9 protein-coding genes are annotated in these 17,438 nt (G+C 62.1%); 7 read left to right on the forward strand and 2 right to left on the reverse strand.

Going from position 1 to position 17,438, the window contains the following annotated elements; genetic code table 11:
• Window positions 1–16: 16 nt before the first annotated feature.
• Window positions 17–286 carry a hypothetical protein gene (locus IPM39_28875; GenBank protein MBK8990030.1) on the reverse strand — a complete coding sequence of 90 codons (270 nt, stop codon included), beginning with the start codon at window positions 284–286 and terminating at the stop codon, window positions 17–19.
• Window positions 287–369: 83 nt separating this feature from the next.
• Between IPM39_28875 and IPM39_28880 the strand changes: the two genes are divergently transcribed.
• Both IPM39_28880 and IPM39_28885 read left to right on the forward strand, forming a co-directional pair.
• Window positions 370–573 (forward strand): helix-turn-helix transcriptional regulator, encoded by a 204-nt coding sequence (locus IPM39_28880; protein ID MBK8990031.1) that lies wholly within the window; start codon window positions 370–372, stop codon window positions 571–573.
• A gap of 1 nt (window position 574) precedes the next feature.
• Window positions 575–1,039 carry a hypothetical protein gene (locus IPM39_28885; protein MBK8990032.1) on the forward strand — a complete coding sequence of 155 codons (465 nt, stop codon included), beginning with the start codon at window positions 575–577 and terminating at the stop codon, window positions 1,037–1,039.
• Between the two features lie 117 nt (window positions 1,040–1,156).
• On the opposite strand, the gene IPM39_28890 is transcribed toward IPM39_28885, so the two are convergent.
• Window positions 1,157–3,664, reverse strand: coding sequence for a tetratricopeptide repeat protein (locus IPM39_28890; protein MBK8990033.1), 2,508 nt, complete (start codon window positions 3,662–3,664; stop codon window positions 1,157–1,159).
• Window positions 3,665–4,391: 727 nt separating this feature from the next.
• Here IPM39_28890 and IPM39_28895 point away from each other — a divergent pair.
• The 5 genes from IPM39_28895 to IPM39_28915 are packed head-to-tail and all read left to right on the forward strand — an operon-like array spanning window position 4,392 to window position 17,368.
• Window positions 4,392–4,589: a hypothetical protein gene (locus tag IPM39_28895; protein ID MBK8990034.1), complete on the forward strand. Its 198-nt coding sequence runs from the start codon at window positions 4,392–4,394 to the stop codon at window positions 4,587–4,589.
• Window positions 4,579–11,595 carry a carboxypeptidase regulatory-like domain-containing protein gene (locus tag IPM39_28900; protein MBK8990035.1) on the forward strand — a complete coding sequence of 2,339 codons (7,017 nt, stop codon included), beginning with the start codon at window positions 4,579–4,581 and terminating at the stop codon, window positions 11,593–11,595. Before IPM39_28895 ends, IPM39_28900 begins: the two co-directional genes overlap by 11 nt.
• A gap of 47 nt (window positions 11,596–11,642) precedes the next feature.
• Entirely contained in the window at window positions 11,643–13,112 is a 1,470-nt protein-coding gene (locus tag IPM39_28905) for a hypothetical protein (protein MBK8990036.1), read from the forward strand.
• Window positions 13,113–13,121: 9 nt separating this feature from the next.
• Window positions 13,122–13,409 (forward strand): hypothetical protein, encoded by a 288-nt coding sequence (locus tag IPM39_28910; protein MBK8990037.1) that lies wholly within the window; start codon window positions 13,122–13,124, stop codon window positions 13,407–13,409.
• A gap of 50 nt (window positions 13,410–13,459) precedes the next feature.
• Window positions 13,460–17,368 (forward strand): S8 family serine peptidase, encoded by a 3,909-nt coding sequence (locus IPM39_28915; protein MBK8990038.1) that lies wholly within the window; start codon window positions 13,460–13,462, stop codon window positions 17,366–17,368.
• Window positions 17,369–17,438 lie beyond the last annotated feature (70 nt).

Here is a 17,438-nt window from a genome sequence, read left to right on the forward strand (position 1 = left end):
TTGGTTGGAAGCACTGTCATTCTGACGAGTCTTCGAGGAAGAATCCCCTTTCTGCCGAAAAATAGGGATTCTTCGCTCCGAAGACTCCGCTCAGAATGACACTGACCAAATCGTGACCATTACACAAATGTAACACACTCTTTGCCAAATCGCGCGTTTCAAATGAGTTGAGCAGGCAGGGCGGGACGGCGCGGCGCACCATTGATTGCCAATCCCCCATCGCTAACTTTGCCTGAGCCAGCATCAGCAAACTATTCGCGTCGTGGCGGCAGGCGGCAGCCGCCACCAATCCACCGTTTGTAAAACACACTTGACATGTAAAGCAAACTTTACTATACTATGTACAGTTAACTTTACATCGGAGAGACAATGAAAAACCGATTGTTAGAATTACGTGTCGCCAAAGGATGGAGCCAACAGGCGCTGGCGGAGATGGTAGACGTTTCTCGCCAGACCATCATTTCCCTGGAAAATGGGCGCTATAACCCGTCTATTCTGCTGGCTTTCCGGCTGGCGCGCCTGTTTAACCTGCAAATTGAAGACATATTTCTTTATTCAGAAGAGGAGCAGTGATATGGATAAGCATGCAAAGTGGCTATCAAGCAGAGTTCGGCTAGGATGGGCGAGTATGGCAGTGGGAGCTGCTGTTGGTCTGGCAGGGATTTTGCTTGAATTGCGCAGTGCCAACCTGTCGTTTAATCCCGCTATCATCACGGGTCTGGGAATCTTGTGGGTCGGGATTGGTGTGGGCATTGTTGTCCGGTATCGCGCCGCACTGGTTGATGAGCAAGCGGCCAGGCGCCTGACGGCGGCTGAACTGGATGAGCGAACTGTGCATATTCGGAACCGGGCGGGCAGCCGGGCTTATTGGGTCTCAACGGGACTGGTTTATGCGGGTTTGATGTGGGTCTCCTTTGCCGCTAATGGCGACCTGCCTGAATTGAGTGGGGATACGTTGTGGTATTTTCTGGCAGCCTGTGTCATAGCGCCGTTTGGGGTGTATATCATCAGCATTTTGGATGATCAGCGGAAATTGTAAGTGTAAAAATCGTAGTAATCATTCACCCCGCCGCCTGAGCTTGTTGAAGGGGAATGGGTATTGACAGGCTCAATCTACGGGGACGTGAACGGTCACCAAATGGGAACGGCCGTTTCCCTATAACTTGTTGAGCGCCAGAGCAACGCCTTCGGCTGTCGTCAGCAAGGGATCTGCATCTGTCGTCAGGTTTAGCCCTGTTTTGGCGGCAAAAGCAGATGCTTCTGCTTTGACATGGTGGGCTGCGCCCGGCTGCCGCAGAACCAGCGCCAGCAGCCGAGAGCCATCTGTCTGCCCAGCCTGCGCCAGCGCCTGCCCGGCCGACGCCAGAACGGTTAAGGTCATGGCTTCGGAATTAAGGGAAACGGCCGTTGCCAACCCCTCTTTCAATGTTTGTCGCGCCGCCGCCAGGTCGCCTGCCAGTAAATGCGTTTGCCCCAGGCCATCCAGGGCGGCGGCGGTGATCAAGCCGTGCCCCATCTCCCGGCCAAGCGCCAGACTGGCCTGATACTGCCGTTCCGCTGCGCTTGTGTCGCCGGTGGCGCGGGCCACACTGCCCAGGTTGAGCAGATTGATCGCCATTTGTGACCTGTTTTCGGCGGCGGCGGCCAGATCGTAACTTTCCTGGTAACAGGCGCGCGCCTGCTCATAGTCGCCTTGCACGTTAGCGATGTTGCCCAGGTTGATCAGGCAGACAGCCACCCCAGAGCGATCCGCCTGGCGACGGAAAATGTCCAGACTTTCTGTGTAATAGGCGGCGGCTTCGGGGTAACGGCCGTTATTCTTCGTCAACACGCCCAAACTGTTTAACACCCCGGCGATGCTGGACGGCTGACCGCAGAGCCGGTACAGGGTCAGGCTTTGTTGCAACGAAGTCTCAGCAGCGGCCAGGTCGCCTAAATGGCGCTGCGCCCGCCCCAACATCTCCCAGGCGTCAGCTGTGTAGGGCGTTGATCCGGCCGTTTTTTCCAGCGTGGGCAGGCAGGCCAGCAGCCGCGCCTGGGCTTCGGCGTAACGGCCCAGCGCTTCTTCGTGTTTGGCAAGCTGGTGCTGGAGTCGCGCCGTCAGCGGACCCTCCGCGCCAATGTCTTGAATCGCTTCCGCCAGCCAGACGACAGCCTCCAGTGACCGGCCGCGGCGCAAGTAGAAGAGGGATAAAGGCGGCAGGATTTGGGTGAGAATGGCTTCCGCTGCCGGTTGTGACCAGTCTGCCAAAGCCCACTGCCAGGCAAAACGGCCGTTTTCCAATTCCAGTGCCATCAACCGAAAAGCGGCTTCCGCCTCCGCTCCGGCGCTTTTGCTGCCTTGAGCGGCCATAAAAGCGGCATAGTAGCCAGCGTGGGCGCTCCGTATCTGCGCCCACGCAGCCGGGCTAACTTGCTCCTGAGCAAACAGCCGGATCGTTTCATGCAGTTGGTAACGGCCGTTCGCCTGCCGCTGCACCAACGACTTATCCACCAGCGCCGATAACTGCCGCAAACCGGGATTGGAGGAATTTAACCGCGGAGGGGCGGAGGGCGCAGAGGGTTCCGTCATCAAATCTCCGTGCTCGCCGCGGTTCCTTTCTGTTTTCCCGGTAATAGTCAGGGCAGCTTCGCCAGCAAAGCCACCGCGAAAAACGGACAGCCGCGCCAGCATGGTTTGTTCCGTCTGGGTCAGCAGTTCCCAGGAGTAGTCGAACGCCGCCCGCAAACTGCGCTGGCGCGGCGGCATGTTGCGCAGGTCACTCGTCAGAAAATCGAGATGGCGCTCGATGGCGGCGGCGATGTCGCGGCAGGGCACGGTGCGCACCCAGGCGGCGGCCAGTTCCAGCGCCAGCGGCAGGCCACCCACCATCTGGCAAATACGCAGGATGGCTTCGCGTTCGGCGGCGGCGTTAAAGCCCAGATAAACACGCCGCGCTCGCTGGATAAATAGCTGCGGCGCGCTGAAGGCGATCCAATCAGCAGCCGCTTCCGGCGGCAGGTCCAGCCCACCAATTTCCACCAGCCACTCTTCATACAGATTGAGCCGCTCCCGCGAGGTGACGATGAGGCGCAGGCCAGGAGCGGCTGCCAGCAGGTCGGCAATGAGACCAGCCTGGGGCAGCAGGTGTTCAAAGTTGTCCAGCAGCAGCAGTAGGCGGCGGTCGCGTAGGTGTTGGCGGAGTTGTTCGTCGGGTGCTGTCGGGCCGCTGAGTTTTAGACCAATGGTTTCGGCGATATGGGGGGCAACGGCCACTTCGGCTTTGCTCAGTGCAGGCGTTTCCGTGGGCAAATCGGCCAATGGTACAAAAAAAACACCGTCGGCAAAGCGCGGGTCCGTCAGGAGACGGGTGGCCGTTTCCAGTGCCAGCCGTGTTTTGCCGGCGCCGCCGGGACCGAGAATGGTCAGTAAACGGCCGTCCGGCTGTGCCAGCAGGTCAGTTAACTGCGCCAGTTCCGGTTCGCGGCCGACAAAGGAGGCGGCGCTGGCGGGCAGGTTGTGGGGAGAGGGGGAGAGGGGGAGAGGGGGAGAGGGGGAGAAAGGGAGAACGGGAGAGGGGGGAGAGGGGGAGTGTGTTGGTTTTGATGGTTTCGTAGAGGGCGAGGGTGTCGGCGGATGGTTCGATGCCCAGGTTTTCGGCGAGCAGGCGGCGGCAGGTTTCAAACTGCGCCAGGGCGTCACTGCGCTGGCCGTTTAGCGCCAGCAGGCGCATGAGTTGGCGGTGGGCTTCTTCGCGCCAGTTGTCCAGCGCCAGACTGCGCCGGGCGTAGGCGATGCCCTCGGTGGTGGCTTGCCGCGTCAGGGCGTCGTCGGCCAGACGGTGCAGCAGGTCTATCACCAGCAGGCGCAGCCGTTCCCGCTCCAGCAGCGCCCATTCGTCGAAGGCAGGGGCGTCGGGAATGATGAGACCGTCCAGAAAATCGCCGCGGTAGAGGGCAACGGCCGTTTTCCAGGCGGAGGGTGGTTCGGAAACGGCCGTTTCTAAACTGGTTACGTCCAGGGTGATCCGGTCCATATTAAGGCTGATGGTGTGGTGGGTGAGGGTCAGAAACGGCCGTAGTTGAGTTGGCAGCCGGTTCAGTGTCACGCGCAAACTGGCCCGCGCCGCCGCGTCTGGCGTTTCGCCCCACAGCAGGGAGGCCAGCGATTCTCGCGAAGAAGGTTGGCCGGTGACCGCCAGATAAGCCAGCAAGGCCACTCCTTTCACGGGCAGCCTGCTTGCCAGCAGTGCGCCGTCTAACCGTACTTCCGGTTTACCCAACAAAGTCAGTTGCAGTGTCGCTTGATCATGCATGTCATCGCTGCCTGTTACGCTGCTGTTACGGTTCAGTAATGCTGGATGCTTATACTGACATTATAACGATGGTCATTCTGTTGTCACGGATTTGTTATGTCTCAATCACTTCAATACCCTTACACCATATACCTGATGCGCCTCTGGCAGGACAGTGAAGGCGAATCAGCCTGGCGTTTCAGCCTGGAAGACCCGCACACCAATGCCAGGCGCGGTTTTGCCAGCCTGGATGAGATGGTGCTTTTTTTGCAGCAAGAAACCACAAAGGATACGAGGAAACGTCATGAACCGTAAACGAGATAGTGTGTTGAGTTTGATTGTGGCTCTCCTGGTGGTGATGGTTGGGCTGGGGCGGGTAACGGCCGTTGCCCACGCCACCACCTACACCGTCACCACCACCGCCGACAGCGGCCCCGGCTCCCTGCGCCAGGCCATCCTGGACGCCAACGCCAACCCCGGCGCGGACACCATCACCTTCGCCATCGGCGCGCCCGGCTCCCAACAAACCATCCAACCCACCACCGCCCTCCCCACCATCACCGGCCCCGTGACGATTGACGGCTGGAGCCAGGGCGGCAGCGGCTACACCGGCCCGCCCCTCATCGAACTCAACGGCGCGTTGGCGGGTCCTCAGGCCATCGGCCTCACCCTCACCGCCGGCAGCAGCGTCGTGCGCGGGCTGGTGGTCAATGGCTTTGCCATTGGCGGCTCTGCGGGCGGCATCCGCCTGCAAACGGGCGGCGGCAATTGGATATACGGCAACTACATCGGCACAAACTTCGCCGGGGATACCCGCGTTGCCAACACGCGTGGCATCTGGATTGACGGCGGTTCCAGCAACAACCGCATCGGCACGAATGCCGACGGCGTGGACGATGTGGCCGAACGCAACGTCATCTCGGCTAACGTCGAGCAGAACATCTGGATTTACCAGCCCGCCACCACCGGCAACTTGATCATGGGCAACTACATCGGCCTGAATGCGGCGGGCACGGCGGCCGTGGGCACAAACAATCAAACGGTCGCCGCTGCCGGTATTACGGTGCAGGAAGCCAGCTACACCGTCATCGGCACCGATGGCGACGGCCAAGGGGACGCGCTGGAAGGCAACGTCATCAGCGGCAGCATGCTCAACATCAACCTGACCGGCACAAGCAACTTCAACGAGAGCCACCATAACCGCATCTCCGGCAACCTGATCGGCACGAACGCCAGCGGCACGGCCAGCGTGGGCATCCAGGCGGAAGGCGTGCGCGTCTACGTCGCTTACGATAACCTCATCGGCACGGACGGCGACGGCGTTTCCGACGAATTGGAAGGCAACCTGATCTCCGGCAACATTGATTTTGGCGTCATGCTTCAGCAGACCGGATCACGCAACACCGTCGTCGCCGGCAACAAGATCGGCACGGACATCACCGGCATGACCGCCATCCCCAACGGCACCATCTCTTCGCCCCGCGCCGGTATCCTGCTGGGCGGCTACGGCCACCGCATTGGGACTAACAGCGACGGCGTCTCTGACGATCTGGAGCGCAACCTGATCTCCGGCAACACCAATGTGGCCACTTACGCCATCTACTTCAACAACGTGCCTGACCCGGACGCGCCGCCCACGATCATTGCCGGGAACTGGATGGGGGTGGACGCCACCGGTCTGGCGGCGCTGCCCAACAACGTCGGCATCAGCAGCACATCTTACGCCCCCACCACCATCCGCGACAACGTCATCTCCGGCCACACCCACGAGGGCATCAGTACCCATACATCCAATATGCTGATTATCGGCAACCGGATTGGCGTCGGCACGGATGGCGTGACGCCATTGGGCAATGGGCAGGACGGACTTTACCTATCGGGCAACAATAATCTCATCGGCGGTACCGGGCCAGGCGAAGCCAACATCATCGCCCATAACGGCGGTTCCTTTTACGGTGGGGTCAGAATTAGCAATACTGGCCTGAGCAACACCATTCGCGGCAACCGCATCTACGCTAACTCGCAGTTGGGCATTGACCTGCGCTGGCCTGATGGCGTGAACGTCAATGACCCGGATGACCTGGACATCGGCGGCAATAACCTGCAAAATTACCCCATCATCACCTTTGCCCAGTCCTACGCCAACGGGACAACGGTGATTCAGGGTGTGTTGGACAGCAACCCCAACATCACCTTTACCCTGGACTTTTATTACAGTTCTGAAGCCGACCCCAGCGGGCATGGCGAAGGGGAGTATTACCTGGGCGAAACCAGCGTCACCACCGACGCGGAAGGGGATGCTACCTTTGACGTGACCCTGCCCGCCACCATCCCGCCGAACCAGTTCGTCACCGCTACCGCCACCCACGCCGACGGCGGCACGTCGGAGTTTTCGCTGGCCCTGCCCGCCGGAGGGGTGATGGACGTGCCGATTCAAGGGTTGAGCGCAGCCCACACCACATCCGGCTACAGCAACGACCCCGTCACCTTTGCCGCCAGCATCAGCGCCGGGACAGGGGTCAGCTACGAATGGAACTTGGGGGATGGCAGCCTGGCCGCCGGGCCGTTCGTGGAACACAGCTACGCCGCGCCCGGCGTTTATACCGCCACCGTCAGCGCCAGCAACAACAGCAGCAGCGCCCAGGCGCAAACGGTTGTCACCATTGTCGAAGCGGCCAATATCAACGGCCGTGTCTGGAATGACCTGGACCTGGATGGCATCCTGGGCATTGGCGAAGGCGGGCTGGCCGGGATTACCGTGACCGCCAGCGGTCCCACCGGGACGATCCAGACAACCACCGACGCCGACGGCCGTTACCAACTCTTCACCCCATCCCCCGGCCTATACACCGTCAGCGCGGCCGCAACCAATATGTCCCCAACGTCCGCCAGCCCGATCCCGATACCGATGGGCGAGGATGGCGGCACGGTCGTAGACTTCGGCCTGCATGAAACGCCCCCGGCCGGATTTGGGATCATCGCCGGGCGGTCCTGGGTAGACCTGGACGGCTCCGGCTTCCCCGAACCGGGCGAGGAGCCGCTGGCCGGTCTGCAAGGAGATATAATCGGCTATCAATTTCCCCTGCAGACGATCACCACCGACAGCAACGGCCTTTTCAGTCTGCTCGTACCGTCGAATCGCACCTATCTCATGTGGGTCTTCGCCGCTGGCTTTTTCCCCGATGAGCGCGTATTTGGCACGATCTGGCTGAGCGCCAATGCCCCGTTGATGAACCTCCATGCCCCCTTCGCCCGAGGCGGCACGGTCAGCGGCCAGGTGGTCAATACCGGCGGCGCCGGTGTGCCCAACACCCTCATGCATATCGGCTCGCCCATCAGCGCTACCTTTACCAACGCTAATGGTGACTATCTCTTCCTCGAACAAGAGCCGAGTGAGAACAAAGGCTTGGGAATAGTACCGACACACCCGTATGTCAACTACAACGGGGATGGTTTCCGCGTCTTTCCCTTGCCGCCCAACAGCTCCGTCGTTGAAAACTGGCTGGTGGAGCGCGTCGGCCGTCTGACAATCCACGCCCAACAAACCATCGGCGGCCAGACCTTGCCGGTGGGGAACATCTTCTTCCGCTTGCAGGGCAGCGGCGTGGATCAACTCATGGTCACAAACCTAAGCGGCCAGGCATGGGCCGACCTGGACGCCGGGACATATACCGTCACCGTGCTGCCTGAATTTCTGCCGCCCGATACCATCGTTGCCCCCACTTCACGCACTGTCGTTATCACCAATAACACCTTTGTCAATGCGGAATTTGCTGTGACTCTGGCGCAATCGCTGGCGGTGGGCTGTGAAGTGGCCGGACAGGGTTTTCCCTGCACGGTGGAAGTGTACGACGCCGACGGCAACCTGGCAGCGACGGTGGATTTGACCAGTACCAACCCGGAGACCGTCATCACCAACCTGCCGCCGGGCAGCTACGAAGTGGTCATTATCCCCGCCGAACCGGGCTGGCCGGAAAGTTCCGATGTGGTGGTGCTGGATGGCAACACCCACGCCGAAGTCGGCTACCCCTTCAACCCCAGCAACCTGCAAACTATCGCCGGGTGGGCCTATTGGGATCGCTGTTACCCATTGGGGCAGCGCGGCAATACCAACTATTGCACCGAGACCAACATCCCCAGCAACAATGACATTCCGGTGACGCTCTATAATGCGGCGGGAACGGTGATCAGCACGACGGTCACGGCCGTTGGCGCGGGCTGGACCACCGGCTACTACGCCTTCCCCAACCTGCCGGCAGGCAATTACCGGGTCGAAATCAACTTCCCCGGCGGCTTCGTCCCCCAAACGGCCACTTCTGCCTGGCGCAACCTGACCGGCTTCGGTTCGCCGGAATATCTCAACTTCGGCTACACCCGCACCGAAAACCGCCTGTTAACCGGCTACGCCTTCTACGACGTGAACAACAATGGCAGCTACGATGTGGGCATAGACGACCCCTTCCCTGGCGCGGCAATCGCCATCACCACTTTGAGCGGCGCGCCTATCGCCACGCACACCACCGCGTCCGACGGCTCATTTACCGAGCAGCCGATCACCAGCGGCGAGTACCGGGTGGAGATGAATACGCCCGACCTGCAATTGACGCGCATCGCCATTGTCCCGGCGAGCGGCGGCATCCCCTGGGTGCAGTTCCCCCTGCCGCCCAACGATACCCGCCCGCGGGCCATCGTCTTTGTAGACAGCAACCAGGACGGCCAACTTAATCCGGGGGAACAGCGGTTGGGCGGCGTGGACGTACACCTGGTCAGCCAATCGTGCGGCGGGATTACCGGCCCCATCGAAACGAAAACGACCAACACCGATGGGCTGGTACTCTTTACCAACCCGTTGACTGTGCGAGCGATGTTGGCCGCGCCCGGCAATCCGCCCGGCTGCGTCAAAATCGTCACTGGCAGCCTGCCGCCGGGCGTAGCCCCGGCCAACCTGAACGGCGCGGCTATGCCCAAAAACAGCGGCGTCCCCGTTCTGCTGCCCGTTTACCCACAAGGCACGCTGTTGGTGCAGACCTTTTGGGACGTGGACGGCGACGGCATCCATGACAGCAACGAACCATACCTGAGCAGCGGCGCGGCGACGGTCGGCGGGCAAACCAAGAGCATCAGTGAATACGGAGCCACCTTTGTCCTGGACGAAGGCAGTTACAGCCTGAACGTGGTCGCTCCGGCCGGTTACACAATCAGCACAGCGCAGCCGATCAGCATCGTGGTCGGATCGGGGACGACGACGCGCAAGGTGGCGGCGCGGGTAGCGGGCGGCATTAACGGCGCGGTCATCGGGCCGCAGGGGGCGATGGGCGGGATAACAGTGCGCCTGACCCACGTGGCGACCAATCAAACCTACGACACGGTGGCGGCGAGCGGCTGCGCAGGCTGGTGCAGCGACGCCTTCTACCAGTTCAGCAATCTGCCCACCGGCCAATACCGGCTGAGCATTCCCACCCTGCCGCCGGGCCATCTGCTGGCGAGCGAGCCGGTGGTCAATTACACCGTCGCCGGGCAGAGCATCCAGCAAAACCTGATGCTCAACCCGTTGGGCCACCTGAGCGGCGTGGTCTACCTGGATGACAATGTGAACGGCCAGCGGGACGGCGGTGAAGCGGCCGCGACCGGCTATGTGGTGAGTTTGCTGAATGATGGAGGGCTGCCGGGGCAAACGGCCGTTCCCGACGCCAACGGTTTCTACCTGTTCACCGAGTTGAGCGCGGGCGTCCGTTACCTGGCGACGGTGGATTTGTACGTCAGCAATGCGGCCAGCCTGAGCGACAGCCTGACGGAAGCGCCGGGCTGGTTCCTGCCGGGGACGCAGCCGGTGCAGGCGAACATTGGCATTTACCAGGGAGGAACGGAGCATAACTACAACACGGTTTACGGCCGTGTCAGCAGCGGCGGCGCGGGTGTAGCCGGGATACGGATCGGCTACTTCCATTGGGTGCAAGGGCAGGGCTGCCAGCAGAGCAGCCCCATCTGGCAAAATCTGGAGACGACCAGCGACATCAACGGCGATTACAAGCTGTTCACCCACATGCTGCCGGGGAACGGCTATGCCTACTGCATCACCGCCCGCGAGCCGGAGGGCTACCAGCAAAGTTATAACCCAGCCACCCCGGCCACAGGCTCCAACTTCAGTTACACAACCACCGGCGGGGCCATCGTGTACCATCCCGGTTATTGGGGACGGGACATCACCCTGCTCCCGGCGGGGGACACTATGCAAGCGTTGAGCGGCGGCACGGCCGTCCACTGGTCGGCCTTCCGCGATGACAACCTGAACGGCGTGTGGGATGACGACGAACCGGCGCTGCCCGGCGTGAGCGTGGGCGGCGATTCGTCCGGCGTCATCACCGGCCTGGGGGATGGGGCGCAGGCGCTGGCGGTGGTCGCGCCTGCCGGGTATGCGCCGCTGCATGGCAATACGGTATCCCTCTGGCTGAACGGCGCAGACGTGACCCTGCCGCCTCTGCCCTTCCGCTTTGGCGGGGCATTGAGCGGGCAGGCGTTCAGCGACGAAGATGGCGACGGCTGGCTGCGGCGCGGCGAAAGCGGCGTGGCGGGCGTGAGCATCACCCTGAGCGGCGCGACTTCGGCCAGTGTTGTGACGGATGCGAACGGCCGTTTCAGCCTGCCCAACCTGCCCAACGGCAGTTACACGGTGAACGTCATCCCACCGGCGGGATATGCGGCAGTGCCGCAACAGACGATCCTGCTGAACAATGGCGGGGCGCTCTCGGTGGCGCTGCGGCCGTTGGGCCAGCTTTCCGGCGCGGTGTATGACGATTGGGACGGAGACGGGAAGCGCGGCGTGGATGAACCGCTTGTCACCATGCCGATCACGGTCACGGTGGCCGGGGTGGGCAGCCAGCGCACGACGTTGGGCGCGTTTCAGTTTTGGCAGGTGGCGGCGGGCAATGTCACCATCACCCCCTGGTGGCCGGCGGTGAATTCGGCGACGGCCAATCCGGCGACGAATGGCGCGGTGGGGCTGCCCGCTGTGCCTGCCGGAACCGTGCGCGGCACGGCCTGGCTGGATGGCAATGGGGACGGCATCCGCCAGCCGTGGGAGTCGCCGCTGGCGGGTGTGGTGTTGACGGTGGCGGGGCAAACGGCCGTGACGGATGTGGCGGGTCGCTTCAGCTTTTACGGTGTAGCGGCAGGGACGTATGGGGTAACGGCCGTTTTGCCCAATGGTCTCACGGCGCAGGTTGGCCCGGCGGTGGTGAGTAATAGCCGGGGCGCGGTGGTGGGGATAACGGCCGTGCCTGGAAGTGGGTTTAGGGTTTATTTGCCGTTGGTGATTCGTTAGGAGGTGCGGTCGGGCGCTGCCCGACCGTCTCAAATGGAGATAAAACGATGAAACAAAGCATGTGGTTATTTTTGGGATGGGTCGTGGGGTTGGCATTGCTGGCAGGCGGGCAGCGGTTGGCGGCGGCAACGTCTGTATTGAGCGCAGTCGAAACGGCCGTTCTCAATCCCCAGGCCCCTGCCGTCGCTCCCTCACTCATCAGCTTTCAAGGTTTTCTGAGCGACAGCAATGGCGATCCGGCAGCCGATGGCAGCTACCCGATGCAGTTTGGGCTGTACAGCGCCAGCAGCGGCGGCGCGGCCATCTGGGCTGAAAGCCACGCCAGCGTGGCCGTGAGCAAAGGCTATTTTGCCGTGCTGCTGGGCAGCGGGAGTTGTACGGCGGGCTGCCCGCTGGACGCCGCTGATTTCAGCAGCGCCACGCGCTATTTGCAGAGCAGCGCCGATACGGGCAGCGGCTTTGTCACGTTTCCGCGCCAGCAGGTAGCGTCTGCGCCTTATGCCATGCAGGCGGACGTGGCCGCGGCGGCTCCCTGGAGCGGCTTGACCGGCGTCCCGGCCGGTTTTGCCGATGGCATAGACGATGTGGGCGGCCAATATGAAAATGTCATTACCGTGGCAGGCAGCGGCGGCGATTTTACATCGGTGGCGGCGGCGTTGGACAGCATCAGCGACGCCGGGGCCGGCAATCCGTACCTGGTGCGGGTGATGCCCGGCGTCTACACGGAAACGGACCTGGTGACTGTGAAATCTTACGTCCACGTGCAGGGGAGCGGGCCGTTGGTCACGGTGGTCACCTCGGCGCGGACGGGCGGTTCGCCGGGCAATGCGGCGGCGACGGTGGATTTGTTGGATAACGGCCGTTTGAGCAGCATTACCATCCGCAATACCGGCACGGGGACGTTTGGTATTGCCCTGTACAGCGCCCAAAGCACAAGAACGGCCGTGGTAGACAATGTGGTCGCCGAGGCCATTGGCGCGGGGGGCACTGGTCATTACGCCGCTTATTGGAATGACGCCGAAGCGACTATCCGCGACAGCACACTGCTTGCCAATGGCGCAACCGGCTTTGGCACGGGCGTCAATGCGGGCCTGGGTATTGTCAACATCAGCGGCGGTTTTCCGCAGCCGTTGATTACAAACAGCCGCTTACTGGGCGGCAACGGTAACGCCGACGGCTTGTCTTGCGCCGGAAACAGCGGCACAGGCTTTGCCATCCAGGGCGTAAACGCGGCTCCCCAGGTGTTCGACAGCTATCTCTGCGGCGACAGGCGCGGCATTTTCCTGGGCACCAATGGCCAGACGCGCCTGCACAACTCGCAGCTTTGGGTAAGCAGCACCGGCGGTTCCTTCATGGTTGAGACGACTGCCGCGGCGACGGTGGTTATGGCGAATTCCGGCGTTTTCTATGCCGGCAACAAGCATACGGGGACAGGCGGCTTCGTGTGCGTGAACAGTTACCAAGCCAATTACACGCCAGCCAGCGACGGCACAACGCCGGCGACGGCTTGCAACTAGGGGGAGAGCATGTCTATCAACAAGAAAAAGATGGTATGGCTGCTGGTGATAACGGCCGTTCTCCTCACCTTCTCTCTGGCTGCGGCCAGCGGGGAACTGCTGCCGCGCAGCCTGGTCAGTGGCGGGGGCGGCATGGTCAGCGAGGGTGGTCTGGCGCTGCGCAGCGCCATTGGCCAGCCGGTGGTGGGTGCAGTGGAAAATGGACTGGCGCTGTGCAGCGGTTTTCTGTGTGGATCGGGCGCGCCGCCGGTGGGCGGCAGTGATTTCTACGTCTATTTGCCGCTGGTGATTCGTTAAATGTTTGTAGCGCGATTTAGCAAATCGCGTTACGTGTGTATGGGAGAATGATGATGCGAAAAAATCTGTGGTTCTTGCTTGTTCCGCTGTTGGTGTTGGCGATGATGCTGACCTGGCGGCAAACGGCCGTTCGCGCCGACGCCGCCCTGGTGGAAAAACAGCCACTCGACCCGATCCTGGTGGAAATGGCTCAAAGCAGCGGCATGGTTCCGGTAATTGTCGGGCTGCAAGTGCCTGGATTTGCACCGCAAGCGGCCGATGAAGCGGCGCAGATGGCGGCTATTGACCGGGCGCAGACGGCCGTTCTCGATTCATTAGCCGGTCACAACATCCAAAATGTGAAGCAGTTCCCCTACATTCCCTACATGGCGCTGTGGGTGGATGAGGCGGCGCTGCTGGCTTTGTATGAGATGAAGGGGGTAACGGCCGTTACCGAAGACCAGGTATCCGCCCCCCACACCAGCAGCAGCAGCCTGATCATCCGTTCCGACAGCGCCAACAGCCTGGGCTACCGCGGCCAGGGGCAGACGGTGGCCGTGTTGGACACCGGCGTGCAGCGCCTCCATGCCGACCTGAGCGGCAAAGTTGTGTCCGAGGCGTGTTACTCCACCACCAGCGCCGGGAGCGGATCGACCAGCCTTTGTCCCAACGGCAGCAGCAGCCAGACCGGAACCGGCGCGGCCAATCCGCCCGCCAATTTTGTCGCCGGGTATGATCACGGCACGCACGTGGCTGGTATCGTCGCTGGGGTTGCGCCCCAGGCGACCATCATCGCCATCCAGGTTTTCTCGCGCTATTCAGACGTGGCGGGCGCACCGCCCAGTTTTCTAACCCCCTGCGCCAACAGCGGACGGCCGTCGCCCTGCACCTTCTCTTATGCCTCTGACCAGATATTGGGTTTGCAGCGCGTCTATGCCCTGCGCAACAGCTACAACATCGCCGCCGTGAACATGAGCCTGGGCGGCGGCTCCTACACGAGCAACTGTGACAATCTGAACGCCGCCCTGACGACCACGATTCTCAGTCTGCGCTCGGATGGGATTCCTACCGTGATCTCAGCCGGCAACAACGGCTACCGGGGCAGCATCGGCTCGCCGGCCTGCATCTCCTATGCCGTCAGCGTGGGCGCGACCACCTCCACGCCTGGCCCGATGACGCCTAATCTGGTGGGCAGTTACTCCAATGCGGCCACCATTATGACGATGTTTGCTCCCGGCGGATCGATCCAAGCGGCCGTGCCCACCTGGGCCACCAACTGCGGACCGGGCATAGCGCCGATCAGCAACCGCTGTTACAAGCAGGGCACGTCTATGGCCGCGCCGCACGTGGCCGGCGGGCTGGCGGTGATGCGTTCGGCCGCGCCCAGCGCCACCGTCAACCAAATGATCAGCGCCTTCACCAGCACGGGCCCCATCATCACCGACGGCCGTCCTGGCGGCTTTGTAAGCAAACGGCGGCTGGACGTATACGCCGCCACCTGCCAATTGGTCGGCTGCGATCAAGACGATTTCCGCACGATGGTGTTGGGGCAAATTCTGGTGGGCACGGTAGGCTCCGGCAGTGATTATAACGACGTGTATTACGTCAACGGCACGGCCGGGCAGCGGCTGCGCCTGAGCATGACCCGTTCCTCCGGCACATTAGACCCGTTCCTGGTGCTGGTTGATCCCTACGGCAGCTTGGTGGCGTTGAATAATGATGGCGGCGTCGGCACGAATGCGCTGATTGATCCGGTGATTTTGCCTTTTTCCGGCCGTTACACCATCTATGCCAACAGCGCAGGCGGTTCCGGCGCTTACCAGATCACGGTGGGCACGGGCAACTATGCCGCCGACCCTGTGCCGACGATTCTGAGTATGAGCCGCACCTCGGCCACCATCAACAGCCCGGCCGGTTTCTGGGTGGGCATCACCGGCAACAATTTTCTGCCCAATTCAGTGGTGCGCTGGAATGGCGCCAACCGGCCGACCACCTTTCACAGCCCCACCTTTGTTTGGGGTTGGGTGCAGCCGTCTGATACCAGTGCCTTGGGGACAAACAGCATGACGGTGTACAACCCCGCGCCCGGCGGCGGTACCTCGTTTGCGCAGGGCTTCCAGATTACCGGGGAACCGCTGGGCGTGAGCGAAATGTTAGCGCCGCTGCCGGACAGCAGTGTGCCGGTGGGCGTGCAGGAAACGTTCGCCATTAGCTGGACGCACCCGATCAGCTCCTGGCGGGTGATGCAGAACATTGACATCCGCCTGAAAGATGTGAGTGACCAGACAGCTTTCTGGATTCGCTTCACCGAGGGCAGTCCCACCAGCACCATCGCGCTGTTGAACACCAGCGGCGACATGATCGCCAGCCGCCCGCTGGTCAGCGGGCAGCCGGGCCAGCCGGAAACGTTGGAAGTGCCGGACCTGGTGACGATGCACATGGCCGATACCCTCTTCTTCGGTTCCGGGCGCACGGTGATCATCAGTCCGACGGTGAGCTTTGGCGACCTGGCTCCGGGGCGCTACATGGTCGAGTTTACGGTGAACAACGACGAAGGGGAAGTGCAGGATGCGGACGTGGTGGGCGCGTTTTACGTGCTGCCGCCGGGCTGTGACACGGCGCTGACCGGAGTGCAGATCAGCGGGCCAGATGTGGGCGCGGTCAACACCAATTATCAGTTCACGGCCGTTATTACCCCCACGGCGCTGTCTGACGTGAGCTATACCTGGCAGCCAGAACCGGTGAGCGGGCAGGGCACGGCCGCGGCCACGTTTAACTGGTCGCAAGCCGGGATGCAGCCGGTGAACGTGGTGGCCCAGCATTGCAGCGGTTTTCTGGCCGACGTGGCGACGGTGGGCATTCGCACCACAATCGCGCCAGACCTGGAAATCAGCAAAACAGCTCCGGCAACGTCTATGGCTGGCGACCCGATCACCTACACCCTGACCATTACCAATCACGGCGGCACGGACGCCACCGGTCTGGCGATCAGCGACACACTGCCGCCCGGCGCGACTTACGTTTCCGGCGGCAGCTACAACGGCAGCCAGGTGAGTTGGACGATTCCCACACTGCCTGGTTATGGCTTTGCCTCGCAGGTAACGGCCGTTGTCAACGCCAGTGACACCATCAGCAACAGTGTGTACGGGGTGACGGCGGCGGGTGGTTACAGCGCGGTGGGGCAGGAAACGGCCGTGACGCGCCTCGTGGACGCCCAGGTGACGCTGACGCCGCTGCTGACCGAAACCCTGCACTACGCGGGCGGCCAGAGCACCGACATCACCGTGCCCTACGGCGCAGTCTTTGCCGACACGGTGCTGGCTTACGAGGAATTGGCCGCACCGGCTCATCCGCTGCCGGCCGGGTATGCCGGTCGCGCTTTCCGCTTGAGCGGCTATCAGGAGAACCAGATGATGGCGGAGTTCGTGTTGGCGGAAACGGCCGTTGTCACCATCACCTATGCCCAGGCGGACGTGGCCGGGTTGGATGAAAATCTGCTGGCGGTGCAGTACTGGGATGGCGGCGGCTGGTCGTGGGCTGGCGTGACCTGTACGCGGGACGTGCAGGCAAACTGGGTAAGCTGCCGTGTGCCGAATGCGCCGCTGACCGAGTATGCGCTGGCGGAAGCGCGGTCCACTGTGTACCTGCCGATGATTACCAACGGAACGCCGCCGCCTGCGCTTTCGGCGACGATTACCGGCATCACGCTGGCGGGCAGCCAGTACGCCGCTGCCTTCCAGACGACTGGTTTTACGCCGGACATCATGCACACCCACGTCCACTTTTTCTTCAACACGGTGCCGCCGGAGCAGGCGGGCGTGCCGGGGGCGGGGCCGTGGTATGTGTATGGCGGGGGCAGTCCGTTCAGCGGCTATGGGTTGGCGGATCGGCCAGTGGGGGCGACGCAGTTGTGCGTGCTGGTGGCGAACCATGATCACAGTGTGATTCAGGGCACGGGGAACTGCGTGAGTTTGCCGTAGGGTTTTGTGGGGGGGAGCTTTGGGGGGAACGGCCGTAAATGAGGGCGGCGCAGGGTTTTGGGATGCCCTG

The sequence above is a fragment of the Candidatus Leptovillus gracilis genome, assembly GCA_016716065.1.
Taxonomy (GTDB): domain Bacteria; phylum Chloroflexota; class Anaerolineae; order Promineifilales; family Promineifilaceae; genus Leptovillus; species Leptovillus gracilis.

Bases quoted from the DNA above. Each gene is read 5' to 3' on its own strand.
- IPM39_28880 (MBK8990031.1), top strand. From the start codon at position 370: ATGAAAAACCGATTGTTAGAATTACGTGTCGCCAAAGGATGGAGCCAA.
- IPM39_28885 (MBK8990032.1), top strand. From the start codon at position 575: ATGGATAAGCATGCAAAGTGGCTATCAAGCAGAGTTCGGCTAGGATGG.
- IPM39_28895 (MBK8990034.1), top strand. From the start codon at position 4,392: ATGTCTCAATCACTTCAATACCCTTACACCATATACCTGATGCGCCTC.
- IPM39_28900 (MBK8990035.1), top strand. From the start codon at position 4,579: ATGAACCGTAAACGAGATAGTGTGTTGAGTTTGATTGTGGCTCTCCTG.
- IPM39_28905 (MBK8990036.1), top strand. From the start codon at position 11,643: ATGAAACAAAGCATGTGGTTATTTTTGGGATGGGTCGTGGGGTTGGCA.
- IPM39_28910 (MBK8990037.1), top strand. From the start codon at position 13,122: ATGTCTATCAACAAGAAAAAGATGGTATGGCTGCTGGTGATAACGGCC.
- IPM39_28915 (MBK8990038.1), top strand. From the start codon at position 13,460: ATGATGCGAAAAAATCTGTGGTTCTTGCTTGTTCCGCTGTTGGTGTTG.